Here is a 20,651-nt window from a genome sequence, read left to right as displayed (position 1 = left end):
CACGAAATATAGGGATGAGGACCGGGGATGTCAAGCGGCTTCACGACGAGCATCAAGCGCCCCATCAACCCAAGCAACACCGGCCTTCCAGAGCTGCCTTGTTTTCTCCTCTCCGAACTTCAGCTTCTTGCCCACTTCACGCAGCGAGGTGTCCCGTGACGTGTAGTACTTCATGATCACCGCCCCGCACTCTGCATAGCGCTGCAACAGACGGCCGACCAGGCGATCTATAAACAGGGCCTCGTCGTCGGTGATGACCGGGTCGAGGATGGTGTTCTCACGCGACGCGCAGCAGGACACGCCGGAGCCCAGCACAACCCAGCGACCCCAATGCTCGAGCAATTCTTCTGCACTTCTCTCCAAGTGGCTCATATCTTCCCCTCAATCCCCGGTGTAGTTGGTGCCGCCGGCGCCGCGGCGGTTGTTGGTTTCGTACTGCGCAGATGGACCCTCGGTGCGCGGCGGTCGCTGGCGATCAACCTGCTGCTCCAGCTCATGCACACGTAGGCCCAACTGCGTTACAAGCTCTTCCAGCGGCAGCGGCTCGCCAGTGACGGCCGACAGCCAGCCCGATGCGTTGCAGCGGCCACATGGCAACTCGTAGAAGACGCCCTTCATCACTGCCTTTCCGTTGCAGTCTGGACACTGAGCCAAGACGATCCGCCCTTTGCGCAATGCTGGGCCGTGGATCTTTTTCATGTCGACACCAGGCCCAAGTCGCGCAGGGCCTGCGCATCTGGCTTCCTCTGTCCAGGATCGTCGCCCCGCAACGGCCGCAGGTGCTGAGGGTCGCAGCCGGCCAAGTTGCTGATCACCTTGCCGCCTTCTGCGTTACGCACCAGGCCTTCACCAGTGACGATCCAAAGGCCCGGAGCATCCGCGTCGAAGTAACCGTCCTGGCAGAAGACGGAGCCGAAGGGTGGCACGAACTCGACGAGCTCGACCGAGCGACCGATATTTTCGGTGACGCTGAAGGCTCCAATGATCAAGGCGAGGTCGCCCGGTTTGAGGCTCTGACTCATTTTGAATCCTCGCTAGTAACAAATTCGGAATGCGGGCTAGAGGCCTTGTCCTCTGTGGCCTGCGCCGGATTCTGTGGGATTTCGGATAAGGCCTCTGTAAGGCCGTGTATGCGCCCAAAGCCGATGCTGTCTAACCAGGCGTGCCACTTTTCTAGGGCGGCCCTGCGTTGCGCCATGGCCTGGGTGTGGATGTAGGTGCTGGCGATCTTGCCCAGTGAATGGTTGAGCAGCATCTCGCCGATATGTCCATCAATGCCGAGGTCGGTCCAGGTGCTGCGCGATACCTTGCGCAAATCGTGGCTGGTCCACTCGCCCCGGCCAAGCTCGGTGAACACCGCACTGGCCTGGCCTTCGCTCAAGCACACGCCGCGCCGGTTCGGGAACAGGTAAACGCCTTCGTACCCATTGGCCTGCTGGATATCCCGGTAGCGCGTCAGCAGAGCGCATAGCTGGGCGGTTAGCGGGAGACGGTGTTCGGTCCGGGTCTTGGCGTTCGCCGCAGGGATGAACCATTCACCGGCCGTTATCGAAACCTCGCTCCACCGTGCCATACGGGTCTCGCCGATCCGGGTGCCATGCGCCAGCATCATCAGGGCCAGCATCACTTTCTCGGGCGCGTCATCAAAGGCATGTACCAGCTGCTGCATGACCTCAGGCAACTGCACGGCTCGCAGTCGGGAGGCCTTAGGCATGATCTTGGCCTTGGTGAAGTCGCTGAAGCGCATGCCGGCCATGGGATCGGCCACGACCAGCCCCAGGCGCTTTGCCTGTTTGAAGGCGGTCAGCAGCAACGCGAACATCTGGCGCAGGTACGACAGCGATACCTCGGCCTGAGACGGCCACATCAGCTGCTTGTCTAGGCTGTCGGCGGTCACATCAGCTATGGCCAAACCGTCCAAGCGCGGCTTCAGGTGCTGCGCAATCGCCGATCGTGCACCCGCCTTGCGCTTAGTGGACAGCGCCCGGTCTCGGCCCATGCGGTCACCATACCAATCGAGCAGCTGCCCCACTGTAGCCATGCCCGATGCGACTGGTGCGGTGGCCGGGTCGCGAAGCATGCGCTGGCGCAGTGTGGGCAGCTCAGCGATTACGGCCGCAGCGCCCAGATCAGGCCAGCGTGCTACCGGCACCCACTGCTTGCCGCGGACCAGGTGCCAGGTGCCCCTAGATCGATCTGACCAGAAGCGCAGGTACAGGCCCGGGTAACGCGGATCGCGCAGGTCGCGCACGGCCAGATCGGCGGCCTGTCGGCGCACCTCAGTTTCCGTGAATTTGATGGACCGCGTTGCGCTCATGCTGCCACCGTCGCAGGCTGCAGGAGGTAGGCACGTATCGCTTCTGTGGCGTCAATGCGGCCCCGGCACACAATCGCCAAGTAGCCCTGCTCGGTCAGAGCCTCAATATAAGCGTGCTGACTGGGAGAGATGTCAGCATCGAACGGCGGCAAAGCTTTGAATTCGACATACAGGCCGAACCAGCCACCGCGGGCCATCGGAAGGACAAGATCAGGCACTCCCGCTTTGACTCCTTGGGCCTTGAGCTTGCCGGCCACCGCCTTCACTCGGTGCCCCCCGTTCGGAACGTGATAGATCAGTTTGAACACCTGCGGGTAACGCAGCTGCAGCTCCTGCATCAGTGCTGCCTGCTCCTGCCCTTCCCTGTCGACGGGCTTGGCGCGAGGTTTGCGTGGCTTGAACGCGCGCATAGCCAATGCAGTCATGCGACCAATACCCCTTCGCTGATGAGCTGCGCCTGGGTTCGCATCACGCCCTCGGCGTGGTATTGGCGAGCGGTGATGCGGTCAATCACGTGGCTTCGGCCGTCGCATGCGTCATGGCAAGCGCTGCAGCACCATGCGCCCTGCATATCGTGCGGCTTTTTACCGACGCCACAGGTACCCGCCAGGCGATAGTGCGCCAAGACAGTAGTCTCGGGGTCGCCGTTGCACACGCCTGGGATACGCACTTGGCACTCGCGGCCACGCGCGGCCTTGGTCAGCTTGGTCTGCCTCATCATTCAACCTCGCAATGCAGCCATATCAATCTTGCCTGGCGAAGCGCGCCAGGCTGGTCTAAAGGGCCGTCCATCAGCACCATGGAAAATGGCCGATAGCCTGGTACGTGCACGGTCCAGATTCGTTTCACTGCTGCATGCCCGACCCAGCCAACGCCGCGCGAGCCTGGCGCTTGCGAAGATAGGTGCTAACACGGCGCCGCTGCGCCTCTTTCGCACGGGCGCTGTCTTTCTTGGCCTTGGAAGCCGTCAATATCGAGCGGACTTCTGCAAGCTTCTCCCGCACCGCGGCGCTGGGCTGAGTGCGAACCTCTCCTGTAAGCAGGCCTGCGATGGCCTGGCCGTCAGCCGTCACAGGAGCTATGCGAAGGTCGGCGAGGTACTTGTCCCCCATGTCACGGCTGATCAATTGAGCCCGCACGGCGGTTTCAACGGCTGTCACGCGCCGTTCGGAATCGAAGCCCAGAGAAACCTCCCAGGTGACAGGCTTGTCTTCAGCTCGAGCGAAGCTGACCAAGCGCTCATAAGCGCTCATGAAAGCCATTCGGGCGCCAATCTTGTCGCCTGCTTCGAGGATCGGCTGGGACGCCACCATGGCCTGACGAACCTCATGGGTGAGCACTACCGTCTCGTATTCGTCACTGGCCGCCAGGGCGATGGACCACGCTTCATCCTTACCGGGCCGGCCATCGGCAGCGTGGATGTGTTTCAGGACCATACCCAGCGACAGGCGCCCGGCTGGTTCACGACGGCAAGCGCGCAGAGCGGCAGCGATCACCTCAGGTTCGTGCGCTGACAGGTCTTCGGCGATCAGCTTGGCCCCAGCAGCACTAATGGCTTGGCCCATGGCTTCAGCCGTTGCGCAAATAGCCATGGCCAGCTCGGCGATGTCGTCACAGGAAAGCATTGCGTTTGCTCCCTTGGCTGTTGCGGATGGCATCGGCGGCGGCGTGGGCGGCGTTGATGTTTGCCTGGGTCTGCTCCTGCTGGCGGGCAGTGGTCGCGTTCATCTGCCGGTTCGTGACCCACTGGGTGTGGTAGGCCTCACACTTGGTGAGCAGGTCGCCGAGGTTGTGGCAGCCATTGATCAGCCTCGAGTCGTTTATCGATACGAAGTAAGCGGCGACATGGTGAGCGACGTCGATGCCCAGGCGGTCGATCAGCTGGCCCAGCTGGCCACCAACCTTGGCGTTCCACACTGGCCAGGCGCTGTAGCGCTTGCGGTAGGCCATCGCGTAGTTAGCCCAGGCCTTGAAAGTCTTGCAGGTCTGGTCTTTCGGCCCGGGCATGTCCTCTGGGATTTCACACCGGGGTGCACCAGCCGGAACCAGCGTCAGCCCCGTGGGTTGCGACGGCGCAGCCGGGGCATCCTGCAAACTGTGACTGGTATCCTGATTGGTATCTTGATTACTGGTATCTTGATTTGTCGGAGATTTTTCCGACCCTGGCTCGGATTTATTTCCGACCTTGCTCGGATTTTTTTCCGAGGTAGATCGGATTTTTTTCCGACCCTCTGTACCCGTCTTCAAGGTCGGATATTTTTCCGACCCATCCTCTTTTTTGTTCCACTGCGCGGCCTTATCAGTCAGCCGGAAAAGCGTGACATTCGAAGTGCTCGAAAGCTCGATCAGACCAAAGTCCTGTAGTGCCTTCAGCATGCGATACGCCGTGTCGGGTTTATCTGTCAGCAGCGGCAGCTCTTCGATGATCTTGGCCTTGCTCAACACGAAGAAAACGCCCTGCTCGGTGGTCATCGCCTTGGCCCAACTCGGGCAGCCATAAACGAACGCGAACAGCAACGCCTGCTGGGAGTTCAGCCCCCATTCCAAGGCCTTGACCTGGTTGATTGTTACAGTGAATTGCATGTCAGCTCCGTCCTACGCATAGGCCAGCCATGGGCACTGCGAGAAGCTCTGCCAGGCGTGCCAACCCCTTCGGCGTTACCAGAACATCGAACGCTGCGCGGTCACTGCCTGTTTCGGGATCAGGCTTAAGGCCGGTCACTTTGTGCTTGAGCAGCCCCGCACTGATCCGGGGCTGATAGGCAATCCATCGCTTAGAGCCGCGGCGACGATAGATCCAACGGTTTTCTTCCAGCCAGCCAAACAGCTTGAATGGCGCCACCTGAAGCTGCTTCGCCGCATCGGTGACACATATAGCGCCGCCTGCACCCGCCAAACGCACGATAGCCGCGACCTTCGGTGCCTGCTTGGCGAGCGCATCCTGGAGGCGCTGGTTCTCCTCGGCCTTGTCGGCAGCCAGGCGCAACGCCTCTGCGAAATTTGTCGGGACCCGCATGTGCGCCAGCACTCGGGCCTCCAGTTCCTGCCATCGATCAATGATCCTGGCGCGGAGTGACGCGTCGTAGCCCGAAACCAGCACCAGGGCATCCCGCTGATCGAGAAGGAATTCAGGGTAAGCCTGGCCGTTTTGAGAATGCACGTAGGGGGTCTCCTCAGATTTGAGGACACCCCTTTTTGCCAAGGATCGAGCGTCACGCAAAACGTTGTCGTGACTCTTGCCGGTCAACTCAGCCACTTCACGAGTCGACATCAATCGGCGCAGTTGCTCAGTGCATGGAATTGCCGAGGGAGCGTGGGTGTTGCTTGCATCGATCGCTCTATGCATAATCGACCTCTATGTTGTGTTGAAGAAACCGGGCTGCCACCCGGTTTTTTGTGCCTGCGATCCGGGTACTGGATGGATCAGCAGGTGTTTCGGTCATCTATAAGCGCGGCGCCAGATCAGTGATCATTCAATGGTCAGGCGGCTTCTGGGTCGCGAGCAGTTGGCGGGAAGACATCGTCAAGACTGCACTCAGCGCCTAGACCGTTAAGCGCACTGACGATTTTCCGGGCCGCATCAAGGGCGACACACCGGCGGCCGGCCTCGTAATTGGCCAGGCGTGATTGGTTCCAACCAAGCTCCCGGCAAAGCCGGACTTGGCTAATGCCCGCTGCTACCCGGATTCTGCGAACTTCGTTCATTCGGGGTTCCTCAATGTCTAGCACTCAGGATAAACACGCATCGTGTTAATATCAATCACAATAAGTGAAAGCCAGGTATTTCATTTCGTGATGAAATCCCGCGCATGAATGAATCATTGAGCCAACGCATTAAGCGACTGAGAAAAGCGGCGGGAATGTCCCAGGCCCAGCTGGCGGATGCTTGCGGCTGGAAATCGCAGTCGCGCGTCGGTAACTATGAAGCCGGAACGCGTGAGCCCACGCTGGCGGATATCGCCGCTATGGCAGCTGCTCTTGGAGTCGATCAGTCCGAGCTACTCTTGAGCTCTACGGCAACGGTCGAGATTTCGGCGCCAGCCCGGACTACTGCTGATCTTGTGAGGCAGATGCTCGCAAAAAGTGGCAAAGGTATCCCGGAAGAGGCCCGTCAACGCCTTCTTGCTGCGGCTGAGGAGCCGAGCGCCAGCAATTTGATCGCCGCTGACTTCGTTCGCCCAGGCTTGGTCGGCGACGAGGTGTGGATCGCCCACTACGACGTGCGCGGAGCAATGGGCGATGGTGAGGTGGCGCACGATTACCCTGAGATGCTCCAGGACATCCGCGTCAGTCCTACTCACCTGCGAGAGATGGGGGTCGAGTTCAAAGAGCACTTCCATCTGAAGCTCATAACAGGCGTCGGCCAGTCCATGGCGCCTACCATCAAGAGCCGCGACCCGCTGGTCGTTGACATCAGCATTCGTGAGTTCGTGGGCGACGGAATCTACTACTTCTCTCACCAAGGGCATCAGTACATCAAGCGCCTGCAGAAGAAGGGTCGCGATCATTTCAGAATGATCTCGGACAACACGAACCATCCTCCTGAAGATATTCGGGTTGATGAGACCTACATCCAAGCCCGGGTGCTGTTGGTCTGGAATGCCCATCTGGTGTAGCCAATTCCCGCCTCGGCGGGCTTTTTCATAGTTTCACACTTTTTTAGCGCCATACCCTGCACATTGAAGGCTCATGCAGCTTCCTCTTAGCCCTCATAGCAGTGCGGGCTTTCATTGCTTGCGCGATGGCGGATGGCCACTGTGATAGAATTGGGACTTTCTTTCGGAGGGACCCAAGTGAAAATCGCCATTCAAACTCTAGCGCTTTCCATGGCGCTCGCAACTGCAAGCCCTACGTTCGCAGATGTATCAGAAAAAGAAGTGATGAGATGCGCAGCCTTAGATAACTCTGTCGAGCGCCTGTCGTGCTTCGACACGCTGGCGGAAAGCAATGGGCTAACCACCAAAACCGTGCCCACCCCATCCGCAAGCAAAGGCAAGTGGTCTACCTCAACCACCACCGACCCGATGACAGACAAATCGATATATATCGCTCGGCTCGATGCGAGCAGCGGCACAGGACGCCTTGGCGAAGGGATTGATCTCATCGTTCGATGCGCCCAGAACAAAACCGAGCTTTACATCAATTGGAAGTCCTTCTTGGGAACTGACTCGGCACGAGTAACGCACCGGATTGGCAAATCTAAGGCTGAGACCCATACCTGGGATGTATCCACTGACCACACTTCGTCCTTCTATCCCGGGTCTCCGGTGGCGGCGCTCAAGGAAATGATCAAAACCACTTCGTTTGTAGCCAACGTAACGCCCTACAGCGAGAGCCCTGTTACGGCCACGTTCGACGTTTCAGGTGCTGAAGCCGCATTCGCCGACATCAGAAAAGGGTGCGGCTGGTAGTCAAATCAGTATATGGAACGTGGTCAAGATGTCAGTTCCTTCTTGATCTACCACCATTAATCAAAGCCCGCACCCCGATGCGGGCTTTTCCATGTCTGTCAGAAAGGCGCCTCCTCCTCCTGCTTCTCCTCTTCCCAGTCCTTTGGCACGACTAAATCATCGCGATCCCCAGGACTCTGGGCCTCCCAACGCACCGTAACGCTATCGTCGTCGTTGAACGTCAGATCCAGCTCAGGCGTTTCGACCAGCAGCCCCATCACCTCCTCCCACTCCATATCTCCATCAGTGTCCAGGCGATGGATCGTCACCCAGCGCTGCGACTGCGCAATCGGGTGATTAATCATCGATGAGACTCGAAGGCCGAGGCGCTCTACCCCGGTCATTTCTTGACGTGCTTGTGGTGACGTCTTCTTCTGCTTGGACATAAACCATCTCCTTTACTGTATATCCATCCAGTCCTTGCGGTGAGGATACATCACGCCTTGTGAAACGTGAACCCGCACCGTAGGGAAAATCCTCAACACACCATCAGGCAAATAAATCACGCATCGTGTTGACATTTAAAACACGATGCGTGATATTTGCATCAGTACGCAGCCACTAACGCTGACTGCCGAGGCCATCGAGTCTCATCGCTCTTTACACAAACAGACGTGACCACCTCGACGCACCCAGGCCATCACCTGGGTCGGGACAAGCTAAGTCGTCGACCATGCAGCCTCTGGATAGCTGCCGGACTCCCCCCCATGGGAGGACGCCAAACCATGCGAGCCACCTGATGCGTAGCCAGTAGCTGCAGCAGGCAGTGGTGGGGAAACCCGGCGCCGAGCATGGAGCGGATCAAAAACCATAGGAGGAATCTGCCAATGAAGTAGCAAGCCCAGCCGGAAAACGGACCGGCCACCCACGACGAGCTGCCCTACCCAGTAGGCCGCCGAGCTGCAGCTGGCAGTCGTGTAGCGAATACATAACCCCATGACCACCGCGCCAAGGCCGATCAAAGCGAGGTGACCAGGGAAGCTCAAGGCCAGACAGAAGATCGGGTGAAGCCATCGGTGGTGGACCTCGAGCACGGTTTCACTGGCTGGCCTTCTCACGAGGGCCAGACGGGAAATCAACCACACATGGATGGATCACCTAATGAATCAACAAACTCTTCAGGAACTATTGGTCGAGCGCGTCAGCGTCTATGCCCAGTCGGACCGTGCGCGCGAACTGATCGATCAAGGCGTTGAAAGCATGTTCAAGGACGTGGTGAAGGACACTTTCCGCTCCTATGGCGATTTCGGCAAATCAGTGCAAGAAGCCATCAAAGCCGCTCTGCCAGCTAACGTCACCGACATGTTTGAGCTGCAGCGTTACAACGCTCTTGTAGCAAACGCACTTCGCGAGCGGTGGGAGGCAGCTGCGTTGCAATCCACCGTGCTGGACCAAGCAGAGAAAGCCATCGCAGAGGTGATGGACGGTGAAGGCCTGCTGAGCGGTGAAGTTTCCCTCAAAGGGTTGCTGGACGAGTTCGTTAGCGAGCATCGCGAGAAAGCCGCCGAGGAGCATTGGATGAACCCAGAGATCCGCTTCGAAGAAACCATGAGCGGACGGTCAGAGTTCCTCTACATAGGCTTTGATCCAGAGCCAGAGGACAGTCGCGCCATGTCCTCCTGGCGAACTGACTCGCGGGGAATCTACAGCATGAAGAACTCGCTGCACGTTCACATCGTAGGCTCGCGCAAGCCTGATGAGCCGCACCTCCCGACCATACAGGTAGCTGAAGTCCTAAGTGCGAAGTTGGATGACAAACGTATAGCCGTAAACATGCGCATTCGCTCCAAGTGGGAACGCATGTTGGCTTCGCTCTACTTCGGAAACGCCGTGCTCCTGATCGACTGCGATCCAGACGATTTCAGTTACGGATTCGACGACTGAGCCAAACAACACCCAAGGAGTAGGACCATGCTGATACTTACCCGCAAAGTGGGCGAAACCATTGTGATCAACGACACAATTCGCGTGACGGTGCTGCAGGTTAAGGGCAACCAGGTACGCATAGGCATCGAGGCACCGAAGGACGTATCAGTGCACCGCCAAGAGATTCAGGAGCGAATCGCGGCTCAAGCTGAGGTTGCTGCCTGATTTGATTTCACTGGCTGGCCTTGGCGACAGGGCCAGACGGGAAATCAACCGCCCTGGAGGGCAAGACGATGAGCTGCACCTGCATCAGCGATGCCGTGAAGCTGGTTACGGACCAGCTTGCTGAGGAGGCACCAGGATCCGGGCCTTTCTACATGCGCGCAGAGGGCCACAACCTTTCACTGAACATCGAGACAGGGAAAGCTAGTCGGCGCTTCTGTGTAGAGGTTACCGGCCACTTCATGGCGCCGAAGAAAACCGGCGGCATGAAGCGCGTGAACAAAACGGTTTCGGTGGTCGCCAACTACTGCCCGCTTTGCGGCAAGGCGTGCACCACCCAAGAGCCGGAAGATACAACCAGCGCCACGTCAGCCTGACGTTAACTGCCCGATGCCCTGCTCCCCATCGCAGGCTGCATTGGAGTGTGATCTGTGAGACGTGGCCGCTGAAACCCAAGCGCCTAGATGGATGCGCCGAAACGCGTAAACGGGGCGCTCAATACCAGATCACACCCCGATGCAGACACATCGTAAAGCGCACAACTGTGTGCCTTATAAATCATAAGGCTCATCCAGCCGAACTTTATCGGCATCCCCCTCCCTTCACATACGACCGCATTGGCAGGCGCCAGGCCCGCGCTCCTCGGCTGCGCGTGGGTTTGGTCACCCACCCTGACGCCTGACCAATGCGGTTGCTGAGGACAATCATGGAAACGATCACCTGCGGCTCATGGACCGGCCAGCTCGGCAAGACGCTGTCACCTCGCGAGCTGGAAGCACTGCTCTGGGTTGCCCAGGGCCTGACCACTAAAGAGATAGCGCGGCAGATGGCGGTCACCCCTGGAACCGTGGCCAACCGTATCGAGGCTGCGCTGTTCAAGCTGGAAGCCGGGCGCCGCATCGAGGCGGTCACCAAGGCCATGCGCCAGCAGCTCATCAGCCCACTCTGCATCGTGCTGGCCGGCCTCATCGCCATGCACGCTGCCATGAATGACAGCGATCCCATGCGTCGCGACCGGCGCGCGCCGGAGCGCCGCACTGCCCAGGTTCGAGTTGTCCGCCGCGCCGACGTTCTTGAACTTCAAGCCTGACCATAATCGAGGATCACCCTATGCGAACTGCTATGCATCCTGCGTTTCAGGAAAAGTTGGCTGTGCTCGCCGCCCTGCTCGAGCGCGCCCAGATTGTTCGGGCCGAAACTCGCGAAAAGCTCGGCGCGCCCCGCTTCCAAGTCGCTAGTCATGGCCAGGCTTGGGATGTAGTCGACTCGGCTACGGGAACGGTCCAGGGCTTCGCGTTTACGTACCAAGCGGCGCTGCGTTTTGCCTCTGCGATGGAAGCCGGCGCTACAAGCAAAGGCCTGCGGCAATGAGCAAGCGCAAGCCTCACAACATGCGTGCCCGGCTGGATAGAACCTGCCGCGCCCTGGTGTCAGCAAATCATGCTGCAGTGGTGAACATCGATCCGAGCGGCCAGCAGGTGCTTATCAACTGGAAGAACCTCAAGCAGATCCGCGTCCGACAGATCGTTGACGCCGTGTGCGATATCCCTCACCGCTGGACCATTTACATCAGCGTGTTATGCCGCACTGAGTTTGGCGAGCGGTACCACAAATCGGTTGAGGTCGCGCCCCTAGGTAACTACAGGGCTGAGCACCTCACCGATGTGATTCAGGCGAGCTACACAGACCTGCGGGCAACAGCCAACCCTAATCACCTAGTAGCCGCAGGCTGGATCGCCATTCCCACCGATACAACACTCGACGAGGCAGAAGCCGCAAAGATTTTTGCTGCCGTCGGCGCATGGAATCAGCAGAAAGCAGCATGAAGCGTATCACAGCACGCGTTCGGCACGGCCGGCGCCAGCAATACATCACTCTGCCGCCCAGCGGCCTCGTCCTCACGGAGTCTCAGCAATGCCAAAACCTACAGACACTACCGAGTTCCTGCAGGAGCTCAACGGCGGCGCATTCGCCAGCCAGATCGGACACGCCCTCTCAGAAGTAGCCGCCGGCGTGGTCGATCACGGCAAGGCCGGCAAGATCACCATCACGCTGGATTTCAGCCAGATCGGTGACTCCCACCAGGTGAAGATCAAGCACAAGCTGGCCTACAAGGTGCCCACCAAGCGCGGTGATCGCAGCGAAAACACCAGCCTGGATACACCGATGTACGTCGGTACCGGCGGCAACATTTCGCTGTTCCCCGAGAAGCACGATCAGCTCTTCACCCGTGACGAAGCACCGGTCCACCCGCGCACCTGATCCCTATCCCAACAAGGAAACATCGTATGTCCCTCTCGAAAGAAGCACTGCAGCTGATCATCGACGACGCTCTGGCAGCCGCCGGAAAGCAGCTGGATACGCATGCACCGGTTGCGCTGGTGCCAGACGGCGCCAAGGTCGTCGACCTCGAACGCTTCCAGAATTACCGCAGCCGCTTCCGTGGTACCTACTCTACCCACTCCCTGGTCGACTTCGGTGCTTACGTGGTCGAACGCTCGGTACCAGCAGCCCGCGGCTTCATCGACCAGGACGCCATGAGCTGCACCGTGCTGTTCAACCTCGGCACTCCAGATAACCCTGGCCATGCTGATGATCGCGCCGTGCTGCGTCTCAAGCCTTCCGCTGCATTCGCCGCTGTGCAGGCCGTATGTGGTCAGTCCTTGGTGCAGAAGTCCATGAGCGACTGGATCGAAGACTGGCATCAGCACCTGACCGCTACTGACGAGAACGGCGCCGGTATGACGATCGCCAAGGCCATCGCCGCCGTGCGCATCATCACCATCAAGGCCTCATCCGAGAGCGATCACGCGGTCAGCGAGACCCGCGCCAGCCGCAGCGCCATGGATTCGATTGAGGCCAGCAGCAAGGAAACCCTGCCGGCCTGGCTCGACTTCAAGGTCATCCCATTCGAAGGCTTGGCCGAACAGGTGATCCGCCTGCGCATGTCCGTCATCACCAGCGGCTCGCAGCCGGTTATCAAGCTGCGCTGGCTCGGCGAGGAAGCCCAGCGAGAGGCGATCGCTCAGGAGTTCAAGCAAGTTCTGGAGGATAAGGTATGCGAATCTGCCAAGCTGGTGCTGGGTAGCTTCGACTCGAAGTGACCTGAGGGATCGGTCGGCTCCACTCCTTGGAGCTGACCGATCAAGACCAGGCATAGCAGAATTTCTTTGATCAGCCTGACGACCTCGTTCAGCAGGTTGATCCATTCAGTCAGTCGTTTCATACAGCAGCTCTCCGGCTTGAATAATGGCCGAAGCTTCGCGTCACGACTCATCGGCAGGCGCACTTTGAAGCGCATGGCCTGCCCATTCCACTTGGGTTTTTTCCAAGATCGGAGCAAAACGCTTCACTGTGTACGCCTATCGTCGGTGAGCCCCGCCTAACGTTCCTCTTGTGGAAAATTCACCTTCCCCTATTCAACGATGACGCCTCCCCGGCGAGGATCGCCCATGAACCCAATCGCCCTGCAGGCCTTGCAAGACGCAAGGCGACGGCTTGTGAAGTCCTTGCCCGAGCCGTCGCGTCGATTTTGGACCGACGCGGAAGTGGCCAGGCTCAGGGAGCTCTACCCCGACACCCCAATGCCGGACCTGGTCCGCACATTTAATCGGCCCGACCACTCCATCTACAACAAGGCCCATGCCTTGGGCCTGGTCAGAAGCGCTGAATATCTCGCCAGTGAGCACGCCTGCCGTCTGAGGCGGGATGACAACCCGGGAATCGAATATCGGTTTAAGCCTGGTCAAGACCCATGGAACAAGGGCTTGAAAGGCCTGCAGATCGGCGGTGAGGCTACTCAATTCCGCAAGGGGAACAGGCCTCACACCTGGCTGCCAGTGGGCACGGAGCGCGTCACCGAGGACGGTATACGGCAGCGGAAGATTTGCGACGATGGCCCATCGTATCGGCGATGGAAGTCGGTGCACTCACTGCTTTGGGAAGAAGCCCACGGCGAGATCCCCCCAGGCCACCTAGTGGTGTTCAAGGATCGCAACCCACAACACATCGAACTCGACAACCTTGAGCTCGTGACCCGAGCGGAGAACATGCGCCGGAACACCATCCACCGGTACCCGCCCGAACTCAAATCAACCATCCGCCAACTCAGCAAGCTCAAGAGAGCGATCAGCGAGGCCGCAAGTGAAAAACAAGATGACCGATCTGCGTAACCACCTGTTCGCCACGCTGGAGGCCCTGCAAGACAAAGACGATCCAATGGACATCGACCGCGCCAAGGCTATTGCCGATGTCGCGAAGGTGCTGGTGGATTCAGCAAAGGTCGAAGTTGCATTCATCGCCGCAACGGATGGGGAAGCCCAAAGCACTGGCTTCATCGAGTCCGAGCGCTCCCTTCCATCAGCGCATTCTCACTGAGGTTCCCCATGCCCACAGAAAACCGATACAGCAATACAGAGATGGTCAGCGTGCCGCCATACATTGGCCTGGAGCCGCTAGTTGGACGTTATTACCCCGCCCAATGCCGCCGCTGCGGTTGGGTTGGCAGCTCTGAAGAGTTGACCGAGGACGATGCGCAGTGCACACGCGACGTTGGCGACCGCCTGTGCCTGGGCGACTGCGACGAACTTGAGCGCCATGATCTGCTGAACATCATCCAAGCCATGGCAGCCCCGCAGCCCCACCCCGACCCTATAGCCTGGATGGTCGGTACTGCCTTCTGGTGGACCAAAGAAGAGGCAGAGAGGGATGCGGCGGAGACTGGGCTGCCGATTGTTGGGCTGGGGTCGATGGTTGGCCCAACGCCTGTCGAGCGAAATCTAGGCGAGCCGGTAGGCGTGGAGGGAGCTACCTTCATGGGCGAACCGAATTTCCGACACTCAATCGAGTGGTACCGGGAGGGCATATCCAAGCACTGGAAGAAAATCTGCGATTTGCGTTCTGAGATTGAGCGGCTGCGAGCAGATGCGGGCCAGCCCAAGCTGGCAATGGATGCCGCGTGCGGTGAGATTGCCGCCCTGCGCGCCTATCTGGCCGAGGCGCAGGCGCTGCTGCGTGAAGCCGACGAATTCATGTACATCATGACCGCGCATGACGGGCACGCCAAGCTCGCTCACCGGTACGGGAAAGATTGGTGGGATGCTATCGACAAGCTTCGAGGCAAGGTCTGCAACGCCCTATCCGCCAGCGCAGAGCCGAGCGCGCCGATCGCCTGGCATGTCGGCGGAAATGGCTATAACCGGATCTGCTTCGAGGAGCCCACCGACCTACCAGGCCACCCTTGCATCCAGGCCATCCACGACCAGCGCCAGCTGATCGAACTGCTCAAGCGCTATGACCTGCGCGACGAGGATGTGCCGCCGGATGAGCGCGCCCACGGCATCCCAGGCACCTCGTTTCAGCGACTGAATGCACTGGCCAACCAAGGCGAATAAGCCTCTGCCCGCAAAGAGCACATTTGTACTCCAGCTGTAACCCCTCTCCCCAATATTCACTGATGCTGCTCTGAGGGCAGCAAGGGCGAAGCCATGTCTGAAAATAAACCTTGCTCCGAATACAACAAGGCAGAAGACCGATGCAATAGCGGCTTCCCTATTTTGCACTCTGTCTGTCGCGGTATGCCGAATGGCTGCCATGCCTGCGGAACACCTCATACCCAACCGATGTGCATGCGAGAAGACCTGCCAGCGCACCTGGTTCGCGAAGACGGCATGCCGCTCGGCTGGCCGGTCAAGTAACCCCTCTCCCCTCTATTCACTGCCGCGATATGGCGGCCAAGGAATCGCTATGCGCATCACCGTACATGTCGAATGGCCTACGGGCGGCGAAGACGTTGAGTTTGAGATGGACGACAGCTCGACCCCTGAAGAGATTGCTCACGAGGCTCAGCAGGCATTCTTTGATGTCTGCAACTACGGCTACTCGGTAAACGGTGAGCCGGTATGACCCGCCTTGCCCTCTGCCTCCTGCTGCTGGCCACCGGCGCCAGCGCAGATGATCTGCCAAAGAACGTGTGGTCGTTCGAGGATAAGCCTCGAGGCGTCGTCTGCTACGTGATGAACGCCAACGCCATCAGCTGCGTGAAGGTCTGGCTGCCGCAAGTGGCCTGCAACGAGCGCCAGCTCTCCCCGCACGAAACCCAACCCGAACCTACACCCGCTACGCAGTCTGGACGCTGGACCGCAGAGAGGTATTCGATGTGAGTGAAATGATCGAAGTAAGAGCCAGGGAACTGACCGGGCACGCGCTCGACTACTGCACCCTGGTGGCAAACGGCAAGCAGGCTCGGATGACTGAATCCGGGGTTCGACAGGCAATTGGCGGAAGCGTTTTCAAGCGCTTCAGCCCCACATCTGACAGCCGATTAGCCAGCGAGCAAATCCTCAGCCATCGAGTGCGCTTCGATGCGCTGCTTCCTGGATTCGAGTTCTCGGCAAGGGTCGGCGACGTGATCTGTGGCGGCGACACAATCGACATAGCCGCCTGCCGAGCAATCGTCGTTGCATCGCTTGGCGAGGCATTCGCCCTGCCGCGCCATGTGGCGCCTGGGCGCTGGATTGATGAGAGGTATGAGCTGTGACGATCTTCATCATGGAATACCGAGTAATCGGCTACTCGCTCGCCCACGCTTTCTCTACAAACCCTAAGGCCGGCAAACGGATCTTCACCGCCAACTCTGATGATATAGGCTCTGACGACATCCTGGCCGTAATGGAGGCCGCCCGTTCGCCCGAGAACACCCCTGACGGCTATGAGCTTTTCTCCGTTACCGACCGGGACTCATCGCAGGTGGTGCGGCCATGAACGACCTGATCGAAGTGAAGACGGGCGACCTGGTAGGCGAGTCCCTTGGCTGGGCGGTGGGTATGGCCGAGGGCCTGGCTCTGCACCTCGAGCCGCCCCAGTACGGCAACGGCTGGCGCGTTTTCGCCATCTATCGGGGCGAGGCGACTGAGCGCTCTAAGCGGTATAACCCCTGGGAAGCGTGGGTGCTGGGCGGGCCGCTGGTAGCGAAATACCGCATCGGTTTCGGGCTTTACTCAGACTCGTTCTTCGCCGTCATCGGACTGGACGATATTGCGGGGGACGGGGATGGCTTGACCCACCTGGTCGCGGCAATGCGCGCGATCATCGGCGCCAAGCTTGGCGATACCGTCCAGGTACCCAAGGAGCTGATGTCATGACCGAACAAAGCACAAAGGAATTCTACTCTGTCGATCAAGCCTCTCAGCATGCTGCTGAATGGTGCAAGCGCAACCCCGCATGGCGCCGGATCTGCGATATCCCGGATATCTCCGTGTTCGAAAAAACCTACGATGAGATTCCAAAGCGCGAGCGCGCCTACTGGGAAAAGAACGGCGGTGAAGAGTTCTGGCGTGAATTCGGCGCCGGCCGGACCAAGGTGCCCACCGGATTCATCTCTGGAAAGGGCGAGTTCTTCGACCACGTCCTAAAGGTCCCACTCCATCACAACATGATGATGGTTTACCGCGTCGGCAAGAGGTGGAAGCCATGATCGCCCTCGCCCACATGGCCTACCTTAGCTACAGGGGGTCGCAATGAGAGCGCCGCCACTCATAAGCAGCCAGCGATACTTGAACCGAGATGTCATCACCAGGAAGGCGACCAAGTTCAAGGTGTTCGTGGTTCGAACAATCGATCTGGACATGCGCGGCAAAACCTACCGCATCATCCTGGATGGCCACCACAATCTTGCAGCAGCTCGCCTCATCGGTGCTGAACCAACTTGGAAAGGTCCTCCGCCGAAGTTCGAGCGACTCATGAAGAGCATGCCTGCCGAAAGCTTCGCCGCGTTCATGATCAACAATCTGACCGATAGCGACTGGTACTTCCACGACACTGGCCAGGTAGTCGAAGACTTGCTCGCACTTCAGCTGTAACCCCTCCCCCTACTACTCACGCCCGCCGACATGCGCGGGAATGGAGAGCTATTGCCATGACGAAACAAGAACTCGCCAGCCTACCCGAGAAGGTGTGCATTGCCATCGAGGCCGGCAAGGCTGCAGCTGCCGCCTGCGCTGACGACGGCGGCAGCGCCAACCTCGACCGCGTCGTCATCCCCATTCCCGGTCTTCGCGCCAGTCAGGTACCGAGCCTTCCAGGCTATATCCAGCAGCGCACCACTTGGCACCGCCAGGGCATCCACCTCGACACGCCCTGGCCCGGCCAAGGCTACCAGCGCAGTGCGGGCGTGCGAGCCATGCATCAATCGCTGAAAGACCAGGGCGTTAATTGCTACGTCTATTACCAGGTCGATTGACCACCAACCTGCCGCCACCGGCGGCGTGGAGACCATCATGTGCAAAGTCACCCTCGACGAATGGGCGCACGATCACTTCAGAACGCCGCCCAGCAGCAACACCCTTCGCCGCTGGGCCCGTGAGGGCCTGATAACACCAGCCCCGGTAAAGCACGGACGCAGCTACTATGTGGAAGCTGACGCCTGCTATCGGGAGCCCGAGCCGCTGCCACGCGTCCCTGTGGGCAGCTCCCTTGTAAATCGAATTGCGAGTGCACGATATGGCGCCCAGGCCGCGTAATCCTGGATCAAAGGACCTACCGCCCAACCTCTACAGAAAGACCGACAAGCGCAACGGGGTCACTTATTACACCTACCGAGACCCTGTGAGCAGCCGGATGTTTGGCCTGGGCAGCGACAAGGCAAAGGCGATCGTTGAAGCGGTCGCCGCCAACATGGCACTTCAGGTTGCCCAACCAACACTGTCGGCTCGTATAGCACCTGAGCCGACAGTGCCTGATCGAAAATTCAGCGAGTGGATCGTTGAGTACTTGGCAGACCTGAAGGACCGGGACCTTTCTGAATCGAGCATGCGCAACCTTAGAATGCGGCTGAACCGGGTCGAGAAAGCATTCGGGGAGCGCGGTATCCGCACGCTGACGACCATGGACATCGCGGATTACCTGTCGACCTACGTCAAAGAAGGTAAAGCCCAGATGGCCAGGGCTATGCGCTCCCTGCTGCGCGACCTGTTCATGAGTGCCTTGGCCAGGGGCTGGGTAGACGTCAATCCGGTTGAAGCCACCAAAGCCGCCAGGGTCAAGATCAAGCGTCAGCGCCTGACGCTGGAGTTGTGGGAGGCGATCTATGAGGAAGCTGCACAGCCTTGGCTCAAGCGCGCTATGGAGCTCGCTCTTATAACCGGGCAGCGTCGCGAGGACATTGCTTCATTCGTTTTTAAGGATGAGGTGGACGGATTTCTGCAGGTCGTCCAATCGAAGACGGGCGCCAGGCTGAGGATCAGCACCAGCGTCACACTGGAATGCATCGACTTGAGCCTGGGTGAGGTGATACGGCGCTGCCGGGATCGGGTGCTGTCAAAGCACCTGGTGCATCACCACCGGACAATCAGCCGCGCAAAGGCGGGAACTACCGTCATGCTCGACACAATCAGCAAAGAGTTCGCCGCGGCCCGGGACCGGGCAGCAGAGAAACTTGGCCTCGACCTGGGCGCCAGCCCGCCAACATTCCATGAGCAGCGGTCCCTAGCGGCACGGCTACATGAGGAAGAGGGTCGGGACGCACAGCGACTGCTGGGTCACCGTTCGGCCAAGATGACAGACCTATACCGCGACAGCCGTGGCGCAGAATGGATAGATGTGGCCTAGTGCTTAGGTTACGTAGAATTTATGGTGAAGATCAATGAACACCACATAAAATGTATTTGTGCAAAATCTAAACTTCTCTTGACTACATAGTTTGTGATTAAGTGTGGACGGGATCGTAAACCCCGCCAATCGAATGGTTCGATCAACCCGAAACCTTCCCCAGACTGCGTCATGTGGCACAGATGAGGGGTGAATAAATTCGCTTTTTTTGGGAAACTTGTCGTATATTTGATACATGTTCCCATTGCCACGCCCCGCAGGCATCGTAGCCCAGTGCGATAAATCCTGCTCACTGAAGTTCTTCAGCTTTTCTAACAACTGCGTAAGAAAGTCAGCAGACAATTCCGCACGCAATCCAGCTGGCTGATTAAGATCCAAGTAATGCAAATTAAACTTAAGTTTTTTAACTAACCCCGAACCTTCGACGCTATCCGTTGGGATTTGCTTTATAAACTCAGCTGCTTTTTTGTTCTTGAATTTACCACTCATAACTTAGGAATCCCACCGAGCTTACCCTCTCGATAAAGAGCTGAAATCGACCGATCATTACGAATCAAATCCCCTGATATCTCATCAAGTCGATAGCTATAGCTCTCACCATCTTCTTTTGAAACAAGGATTGTCCTGTATTTGCCAAGGCTATCGATCACATCCGAGTTGTGCGCCGTAAACAGGAACTGAGCACCGTGTGGGTTGGATTCCTTATTGATGAAAAGGTCTAGCAAAGGCGGCAAAAGCATTGGATGACAATTCTGGTCGAATTCATCCATGATCAGCACTCCACCTTCTTTCAAAACCATCCAGTACATAGCTAGGCGCCGGTATAGCGCCATAGTGCCACTAGATTGGTCATAGGAAGTAAGAGCGGCTCTCCCATTCGACTTACCGACCTGATGAATAAAAATCGGAAAATATTCTTTCTTTCCCGTCGGCAAGTCATGCGAATGAATTTCTATATCAACTATTCCAAGATCCGCCCTGCGAATGAAGCTTTTCACAAACTCAAACGCTTCAGGAACGCTATTATAAAAAGAGGTCGCACTTTCCCTGTTAAACATCTCTGAATCTGGAATCAAACCAAGCGGCGTGACATTGCCAGAAAATTTCTCAAAATAGCTAACAATTCGCTCAAAGTCATCTGGCAAATTCTTGATTTTATACTTAACGACAGTCGAGATGAACGAAGCACG

General features: G+C 58.3%; 36 protein-coding genes. 23 read left to right on the top strand and 13 right to left on the bottom strand.

The genetic code is table 11. The annotated features are described in order from the left end of the window. Positions 1-30: 30 nt before the first annotated feature. The 10 genes from ACK59L_RS14185 to ACK59L_RS14140 all read right to left on the bottom strand — a co-directional run bounded on the left by ACK59L_RS14185 (position 31) and on the right by ACK59L_RS14140 (position 6,022). Positions 31-372, bottom strand: coding sequence for an antiterminator Q family protein (locus ACK59L_RS14185; RefSeq protein ID WP_409274306.1), 342 nt, complete (start codon positions 370-372; stop codon positions 31-33). A gap of 9 nt (positions 373-381) precedes the next feature. Then, positions 382-699, bottom strand: a complete 318-nt coding sequence (locus tag ACK59L_RS14180) for a hypothetical protein (RefSeq protein WP_409274304.1) — start codon at positions 697-699, stop codon at positions 382-384. Then, a complete protein-coding gene (locus ACK59L_RS14175; RefSeq protein WP_409274302.1) occupies positions 696-1,022 on the bottom strand; it encodes a hypothetical protein in 327 nt (108 codons plus the stop codon). The genes ACK59L_RS14180 and ACK59L_RS14175 overlap by 4 nt, the downstream gene beginning before the upstream one ends. Continuing rightward, a complete protein-coding gene (locus tag ACK59L_RS14170) occupies positions 1,019-2,317 on the bottom strand; it encodes a tyrosine-type recombinase/integrase (protein ID WP_409274300.1) in 1,299 nt (432 codons plus the stop codon). Before ACK59L_RS14170 ends, ACK59L_RS14175 begins: the two co-directional genes overlap by 4 nt. Beyond that, a complete protein-coding gene (locus ACK59L_RS14165) occupies positions 2,314-2,742 on the bottom strand; it encodes a VRR-NUC domain-containing protein (RefSeq protein ID WP_409274298.1) in 429 nt (142 codons plus the stop codon). Before ACK59L_RS14165 ends, ACK59L_RS14170 begins: the two co-directional genes overlap by 4 nt. After that, the gene (locus ACK59L_RS14160) at positions 2,739-3,035 is read right to left on the bottom strand and encodes a DUF1364 domain-containing protein (protein ID WP_409274296.1); all 297 of its coding nucleotides are present in this window, start codon (positions 3,033-3,035) and stop codon (positions 2,739-2,741) included. The genes ACK59L_RS14165 and ACK59L_RS14160 overlap by 4 nt, the downstream gene beginning before the upstream one ends. A 127-nt stretch (positions 3,036-3,162) precedes the next feature. Next, entirely contained in the window at positions 3,163-3,942 is a 780-nt protein-coding gene (locus tag ACK59L_RS14155; RefSeq protein ID WP_409274294.1) for a hypothetical protein, read from the bottom strand. Further along, positions 3,929-4,900, bottom strand: coding sequence for a phage replication protein (locus ACK59L_RS14150; protein WP_409274292.1), 972 nt, complete (start codon positions 4,898-4,900; stop codon positions 3,929-3,931). The genes ACK59L_RS14155 and ACK59L_RS14150 overlap by 14 nt, the downstream gene beginning before the upstream one ends. 1 nt (position 4,901) lies before the next feature. Beyond that, on the bottom strand, positions 4,902-5,588 hold the full coding sequence (locus ACK59L_RS14145; protein WP_409274290.1) for a phage antirepressor KilAC domain-containing protein: 687 nt from the start codon (positions 5,586-5,588) through the stop codon (positions 4,902-4,904). A 209-nt stretch (positions 5,589-5,797) separates the two neighbouring features. Next, positions 5,798-6,022, bottom strand: coding sequence for a helix-turn-helix transcriptional regulator (locus tag ACK59L_RS14140; protein WP_080992864.1), 225 nt, complete (start codon positions 6,020-6,022; stop codon positions 5,798-5,800). A gap of 104 nt (positions 6,023-6,126) precedes the next feature. Here ACK59L_RS14140 and ACK59L_RS14135 point away from each other — a divergent pair, with 104 nt between their 5' ends. Together ACK59L_RS14135 and ACK59L_RS14130 are read left to right on the top strand one after the other, a co-directional pair. Then, positions 6,127-6,933 carry an XRE family transcriptional regulator gene (locus tag ACK59L_RS14135; RefSeq protein WP_049696047.1) on the top strand — a complete coding sequence of 269 codons (807 nt, stop codon included), beginning with the start codon at positions 6,127-6,129 and terminating at the stop codon, positions 6,931-6,933. A gap of 177 nt (positions 6,934-7,110) precedes the next feature. Next, positions 7,111-7,728: a type VI secretion system-associated protein TagO gene (locus ACK59L_RS14130; RefSeq protein ID WP_409274287.1), complete on the top strand. Its 618-nt coding sequence runs from the start codon at positions 7,111-7,113 to the stop codon at positions 7,726-7,728. A 98-nt stretch (positions 7,729-7,826) separates the two neighbouring features. On the opposite strand, the gene ACK59L_RS14125 is transcribed toward ACK59L_RS14130, so the two are convergent. Beyond that, entirely contained in the window at positions 7,827-8,153 is a 327-nt protein-coding gene (locus ACK59L_RS14125) for a DUF1654 domain-containing protein (RefSeq protein ID WP_409274285.1), read from the bottom strand. A 715-nt stretch (positions 8,154-8,868) separates the two neighbouring features. Here ACK59L_RS14125 and ACK59L_RS14120 point away from each other — a divergent pair. The 21 genes from ACK59L_RS14120 to ACK59L_RS14020 all read left to right on the top strand — a co-directional run bounded on the left by ACK59L_RS14120 (position 8,869) and on the right by ACK59L_RS14020 (position 19,461). Then, positions 8,869-9,651, top strand: a complete 783-nt coding sequence (locus ACK59L_RS14120; RefSeq protein ID WP_409274283.1) for a hypothetical protein — start codon at positions 8,869-8,871, stop codon at positions 9,649-9,651. A gap of 27 nt (positions 9,652-9,678) precedes the next feature. Then, positions 9,679-9,858 (top strand): carbon storage regulator CsrA, encoded by a 180-nt coding sequence (gene csrA, locus ACK59L_RS14115; protein ID WP_049696051.1) that lies wholly within the window; start codon positions 9,679-9,681, stop codon positions 9,856-9,858. Between the two features lie 68 nt (positions 9,859-9,926). Then, positions 9,927-10,232 carry a hypothetical protein gene (locus tag ACK59L_RS14110; RefSeq protein ID WP_409274281.1) on the top strand — a complete coding sequence of 102 codons (306 nt, stop codon included), beginning with the start codon at positions 9,927-9,929 and terminating at the stop codon, positions 10,230-10,232. Positions 10,233-10,561: 329 nt separating this feature from the next. Beyond that, on the top strand, positions 10,562-10,945 hold the full coding sequence (locus tag ACK59L_RS14105; RefSeq protein WP_409274279.1) for a response regulator transcription factor: 384 nt from the start codon (positions 10,562-10,564) through the stop codon (positions 10,943-10,945). Between the two features lie 20 nt (positions 10,946-10,965). Next, positions 10,966-11,226 carry a hypothetical protein gene (locus ACK59L_RS14100; RefSeq protein ID WP_181074806.1) on the top strand — a complete coding sequence of 87 codons (261 nt, stop codon included), beginning with the start codon at positions 10,966-10,968 and terminating at the stop codon, positions 11,224-11,226. Then, positions 11,223-11,681, top strand: a complete 459-nt coding sequence (locus ACK59L_RS14095; protein ID WP_409274277.1) for a hypothetical protein — start codon at positions 11,223-11,225, stop codon at positions 11,679-11,681. Before ACK59L_RS14100 ends, ACK59L_RS14095 begins: the two co-directional genes overlap by 4 nt. Positions 11,682-11,769: 88 nt before the next feature. After that, on the top strand, positions 11,770-12,117 hold the full coding sequence (locus ACK59L_RS14090) for a hypothetical protein (protein WP_181074807.1): 348 nt from the start codon (positions 11,770-11,772) through the stop codon (positions 12,115-12,117). A 26-nt stretch (positions 12,118-12,143) separates the two neighbouring features. After that, a complete protein-coding gene (locus ACK59L_RS14085; protein ID WP_409274275.1) occupies positions 12,144-12,959 on the top strand; it encodes a DUF2303 family protein in 816 nt (271 codons plus the stop codon). A gap of 348 nt (positions 12,960-13,307) precedes the next feature. Continuing rightward, entirely contained in the window at positions 13,308-14,027 is a 720-nt protein-coding gene (locus ACK59L_RS14080) for an HNH endonuclease signature motif containing protein (protein ID WP_409274273.1), read from the top strand. Continuing rightward, the gene (locus ACK59L_RS14075; RefSeq protein WP_409274271.1) at positions 13,999-14,232 is read left to right on the top strand and encodes a hypothetical protein; all 234 of its coding nucleotides are present in this window, start codon (positions 13,999-14,001) and stop codon (positions 14,230-14,232) included. The genes ACK59L_RS14080 and ACK59L_RS14075 overlap by 29 nt, the downstream gene beginning before the upstream one ends. 8 nt (positions 14,233-14,240) lie before the next feature. Then, positions 14,241-15,248 (top strand): hypothetical protein, encoded by a 1,008-nt coding sequence (locus ACK59L_RS14070; RefSeq protein ID WP_409274269.1) that lies wholly within the window; start codon positions 14,241-14,243, stop codon positions 15,246-15,248. A gap of 352 nt (positions 15,249-15,600) precedes the next feature. Further along, the gene (locus ACK59L_RS14065; RefSeq protein ID WP_409274267.1) at positions 15,601-15,759 is read left to right on the top strand and encodes a hypothetical protein; all 159 of its coding nucleotides are present in this window, start codon (positions 15,601-15,603) and stop codon (positions 15,757-15,759) included. After that, positions 15,756-16,016, top strand: coding sequence for a hypothetical protein (locus tag ACK59L_RS14060; protein ID WP_409274265.1), 261 nt, complete (start codon positions 15,756-15,758; stop codon positions 16,014-16,016). Before ACK59L_RS14065 ends, ACK59L_RS14060 begins: the two co-directional genes overlap by 4 nt. After that, entirely contained in the window at positions 16,013-16,393 is a 381-nt protein-coding gene (locus ACK59L_RS14055; RefSeq protein WP_235767874.1) for a hypothetical protein, read from the top strand. The genes ACK59L_RS14060 and ACK59L_RS14055 overlap by 4 nt, the downstream gene beginning before the upstream one ends. Then, positions 16,390-16,617, top strand: coding sequence for a hypothetical protein (locus tag ACK59L_RS14050; RefSeq protein WP_196127690.1), 228 nt, complete (start codon positions 16,390-16,392; stop codon positions 16,615-16,617). Before ACK59L_RS14055 ends, ACK59L_RS14050 begins: the two co-directional genes overlap by 4 nt. Then, entirely contained in the window at positions 16,614-16,997 is a 384-nt protein-coding gene (locus tag ACK59L_RS14045) for a phage protein NinX family protein (protein ID WP_409274262.1), read from the top strand. Before ACK59L_RS14050 ends, ACK59L_RS14045 begins: the two co-directional genes overlap by 4 nt. Then, on the top strand, positions 16,994-17,329 hold the full coding sequence (locus tag ACK59L_RS14040; protein ID WP_409274260.1) for a hypothetical protein: 336 nt from the start codon (positions 16,994-16,996) through the stop codon (positions 17,327-17,329). The genes ACK59L_RS14045 and ACK59L_RS14040 overlap by 4 nt, the downstream gene beginning before the upstream one ends. A gap of 79 nt (positions 17,330-17,408) precedes the next feature. Further along, a complete protein-coding gene (locus ACK59L_RS14035) occupies positions 17,409-17,714 on the top strand; it encodes a hypothetical protein (protein WP_409274258.1) in 306 nt (101 codons plus the stop codon). A 56-nt stretch (positions 17,715-17,770) separates the two neighbouring features. After that, positions 17,771-18,094 carry a hypothetical protein gene (locus ACK59L_RS14030; RefSeq protein WP_409274256.1) on the top strand — a complete coding sequence of 108 codons (324 nt, stop codon included), beginning with the start codon at positions 17,771-17,773 and terminating at the stop codon, positions 18,092-18,094. A gap of 37 nt (positions 18,095-18,131) precedes the next feature. Further along, a complete protein-coding gene (locus ACK59L_RS14025; protein ID WP_080667897.1) occupies positions 18,132-18,374 on the top strand; it encodes an excisionase in 243 nt (80 codons plus the stop codon). Next, complete coding sequence (locus ACK59L_RS14020) at positions 18,355-19,461, top strand: phage integrase Arm DNA-binding domain-containing protein (protein ID WP_409274346.1); 1,107 nt, start codon at positions 18,355-18,357, stop codon at positions 19,459-19,461. The genes ACK59L_RS14025 and ACK59L_RS14020 overlap by 20 nt, the downstream gene beginning before the upstream one ends. A 3-nt stretch (positions 19,462-19,464) precedes the next feature. Here the strand turns inward: ACK59L_RS14020 and ACK59L_RS14015 are convergent, their stop codons facing one another. Further along, complete coding sequence (locus ACK59L_RS14015; RefSeq protein WP_409274254.1) at positions 19,465-19,950, bottom strand: hypothetical protein; 486 nt, start codon at positions 19,948-19,950, stop codon at positions 19,465-19,467. Beyond that, on the bottom strand, positions 19,947-20,651 hold a 705-nt coding region (locus ACK59L_RS14010; protein WP_409274252.1), incomplete at its 5' end, for an AAA family ATPase. The genes ACK59L_RS14015 and ACK59L_RS14010, both read right to left, overlap by 4 nt.

Origin of the sequence: Pseudomonas sp. KCJK9111 (genome assembly GCF_046231935.1) — a bacterium.
In the GTDB taxonomy this organism is placed as follows: Bacteria; Pseudomonadota; Gammaproteobacteria; order Pseudomonadales; family Pseudomonadaceae; genus Aquipseudomonas; species Aquipseudomonas parafulva_B.
Note: the sequence above shows the minus strand (reverse complement) of the source record. Positions and strands in the feature narration are given on the sequence as shown.

Bases quoted from the DNA above. Each gene is read 5' to 3' on its own strand.
- ACK59L_RS14185 (WP_409274306.1), bottom strand. From the start codon at position 372: ATGAGCCACTTGGAGAGAAGTGCAGAAGAATTGCTCGAGCATTGGGGT.
- ACK59L_RS14180 (WP_409274304.1), bottom strand. From the start codon at position 699: ATGAAAAAGATCCACGGCCCAGCATTGCGCAAAGGGCGGATCGTCTTG.
- ACK59L_RS14175 (WP_409274302.1), bottom strand. From the start codon at position 1,022: ATGAGTCAGAGCCTCAAACCGGGCGACCTCGCCTTGATCATTGGAGCC.
- ACK59L_RS14170 (WP_409274300.1), bottom strand. From the start codon at position 2,317: ATGAGCGCAACGCGGTCCATCAAATTCACGGAAACTGAGGTGCGCCGA.
- ACK59L_RS14165 (WP_409274298.1), bottom strand. From the start codon at position 2,742: ATGACTGCATTGGCTATGCGCGCGTTCAAGCCACGCAAACCTCGCGCC.
- ACK59L_RS14160 (WP_409274296.1), bottom strand. From the start codon at position 3,035: ATGAGGCAGACCAAGCTGACCAAGGCCGCGCGTGGCCGCGAGTGCCAA.
- ACK59L_RS14155 (WP_409274294.1), bottom strand. From the start codon at position 3,942: ATGCTTTCCTGTGACGACATCGCCGAGCTGGCCATGGCTATTTGCGCA.
- ACK59L_RS14150 (WP_409274292.1), bottom strand. From the start codon at position 4,900: ATGCAATTCACTGTAACAATCAACCAGGTCAAGGCCTTGGAATGGGGG.
- ACK59L_RS14145 (WP_409274290.1), bottom strand. From the start codon at position 5,588: ATGTCGACTCGTGAAGTGGCTGAGTTGACCGGCAAGAGTCACGACAAC.
- ACK59L_RS14140 (WP_080992864.1), bottom strand. From the start codon at position 6,022: ATGAACGAAGTTCGCAGAATCCGGGTAGCAGCGGGCATTAGCCAAGTC.
- ACK59L_RS14135 (WP_049696047.1), top strand. From the start codon at position 6,127: ATGAATGAATCATTGAGCCAACGCATTAAGCGACTGAGAAAAGCGGCG.
- ACK59L_RS14125 (WP_409274285.1), bottom strand. From the start codon at position 8,153: ATGTCCAAGCAGAAGAAGACGTCACCACAAGCACGTCAAGAAATGACC.
- ACK59L_RS14120 (WP_409274283.1), top strand. From the start codon at position 8,869: ATGAATCAACAAACTCTTCAGGAACTATTGGTCGAGCGCGTCAGCGTC.
- csrA (WP_049696051.1), top strand. From the start codon at position 9,679: ATGCTGATACTTACCCGCAAAGTGGGCGAAACCATTGTGATCAACGAC.
- ACK59L_RS14110 (WP_409274281.1), top strand. From the start codon at position 9,927: ATGAGCTGCACCTGCATCAGCGATGCCGTGAAGCTGGTTACGGACCAG.
- ACK59L_RS14105 (WP_409274279.1), top strand. From the start codon at position 10,562: ATGGAAACGATCACCTGCGGCTCATGGACCGGCCAGCTCGGCAAGACG.
- ACK59L_RS14100 (WP_181074806.1), top strand. From the start codon at position 10,966: ATGCGAACTGCTATGCATCCTGCGTTTCAGGAAAAGTTGGCTGTGCTC.
- ACK59L_RS14095 (WP_409274277.1), top strand. From the start codon at position 11,223: ATGAGCAAGCGCAAGCCTCACAACATGCGTGCCCGGCTGGATAGAACC.
- ACK59L_RS14090 (WP_181074807.1), top strand. From the start codon at position 11,770: ATGCCAAAACCTACAGACACTACCGAGTTCCTGCAGGAGCTCAACGGC.
- ACK59L_RS14085 (WP_409274275.1), top strand. From the start codon at position 12,144: ATGTCCCTCTCGAAAGAAGCACTGCAGCTGATCATCGACGACGCTCTG.
- ACK59L_RS14080 (WP_409274273.1), top strand. From the start codon at position 13,308: ATGAACCCAATCGCCCTGCAGGCCTTGCAAGACGCAAGGCGACGGCTT.
- ACK59L_RS14070 (WP_409274269.1), top strand. From the start codon at position 14,241: ATGCCCACAGAAAACCGATACAGCAATACAGAGATGGTCAGCGTGCCG.
- ACK59L_RS14065 (WP_409274267.1), top strand. From the start codon at position 15,601: ATGCGCATCACCGTACATGTCGAATGGCCTACGGGCGGCGAAGACGTT.
- ACK59L_RS14060 (WP_409274265.1), top strand. From the start codon at position 15,756: ATGACCCGCCTTGCCCTCTGCCTCCTGCTGCTGGCCACCGGCGCCAGC.
- ACK59L_RS14045 (WP_409274262.1), top strand. From the start codon at position 16,614: ATGAACGACCTGATCGAAGTGAAGACGGGCGACCTGGTAGGCGAGTCC.
- ACK59L_RS14040 (WP_409274260.1), top strand. From the start codon at position 16,994: ATGACCGAACAAAGCACAAAGGAATTCTACTCTGTCGATCAAGCCTCT.
- ACK59L_RS14030 (WP_409274256.1), top strand. From the start codon at position 17,771: ATGACGAAACAAGAACTCGCCAGCCTACCCGAGAAGGTGTGCATTGCC.
- ACK59L_RS14025 (WP_080667897.1), top strand. From the start codon at position 18,132: ATGTGCAAAGTCACCCTCGACGAATGGGCGCACGATCACTTCAGAACG.
- ACK59L_RS14020 (WP_409274346.1), top strand. From the start codon at position 18,355: ATGGCGCCCAGGCCGCGTAATCCTGGATCAAAGGACCTACCGCCCAAC.
- ACK59L_RS14015 (WP_409274254.1), bottom strand. From the start codon at position 19,950: ATGAGTGGTAAATTCAAGAACAAAAAAGCAGCTGAGTTTATAAAGCAA.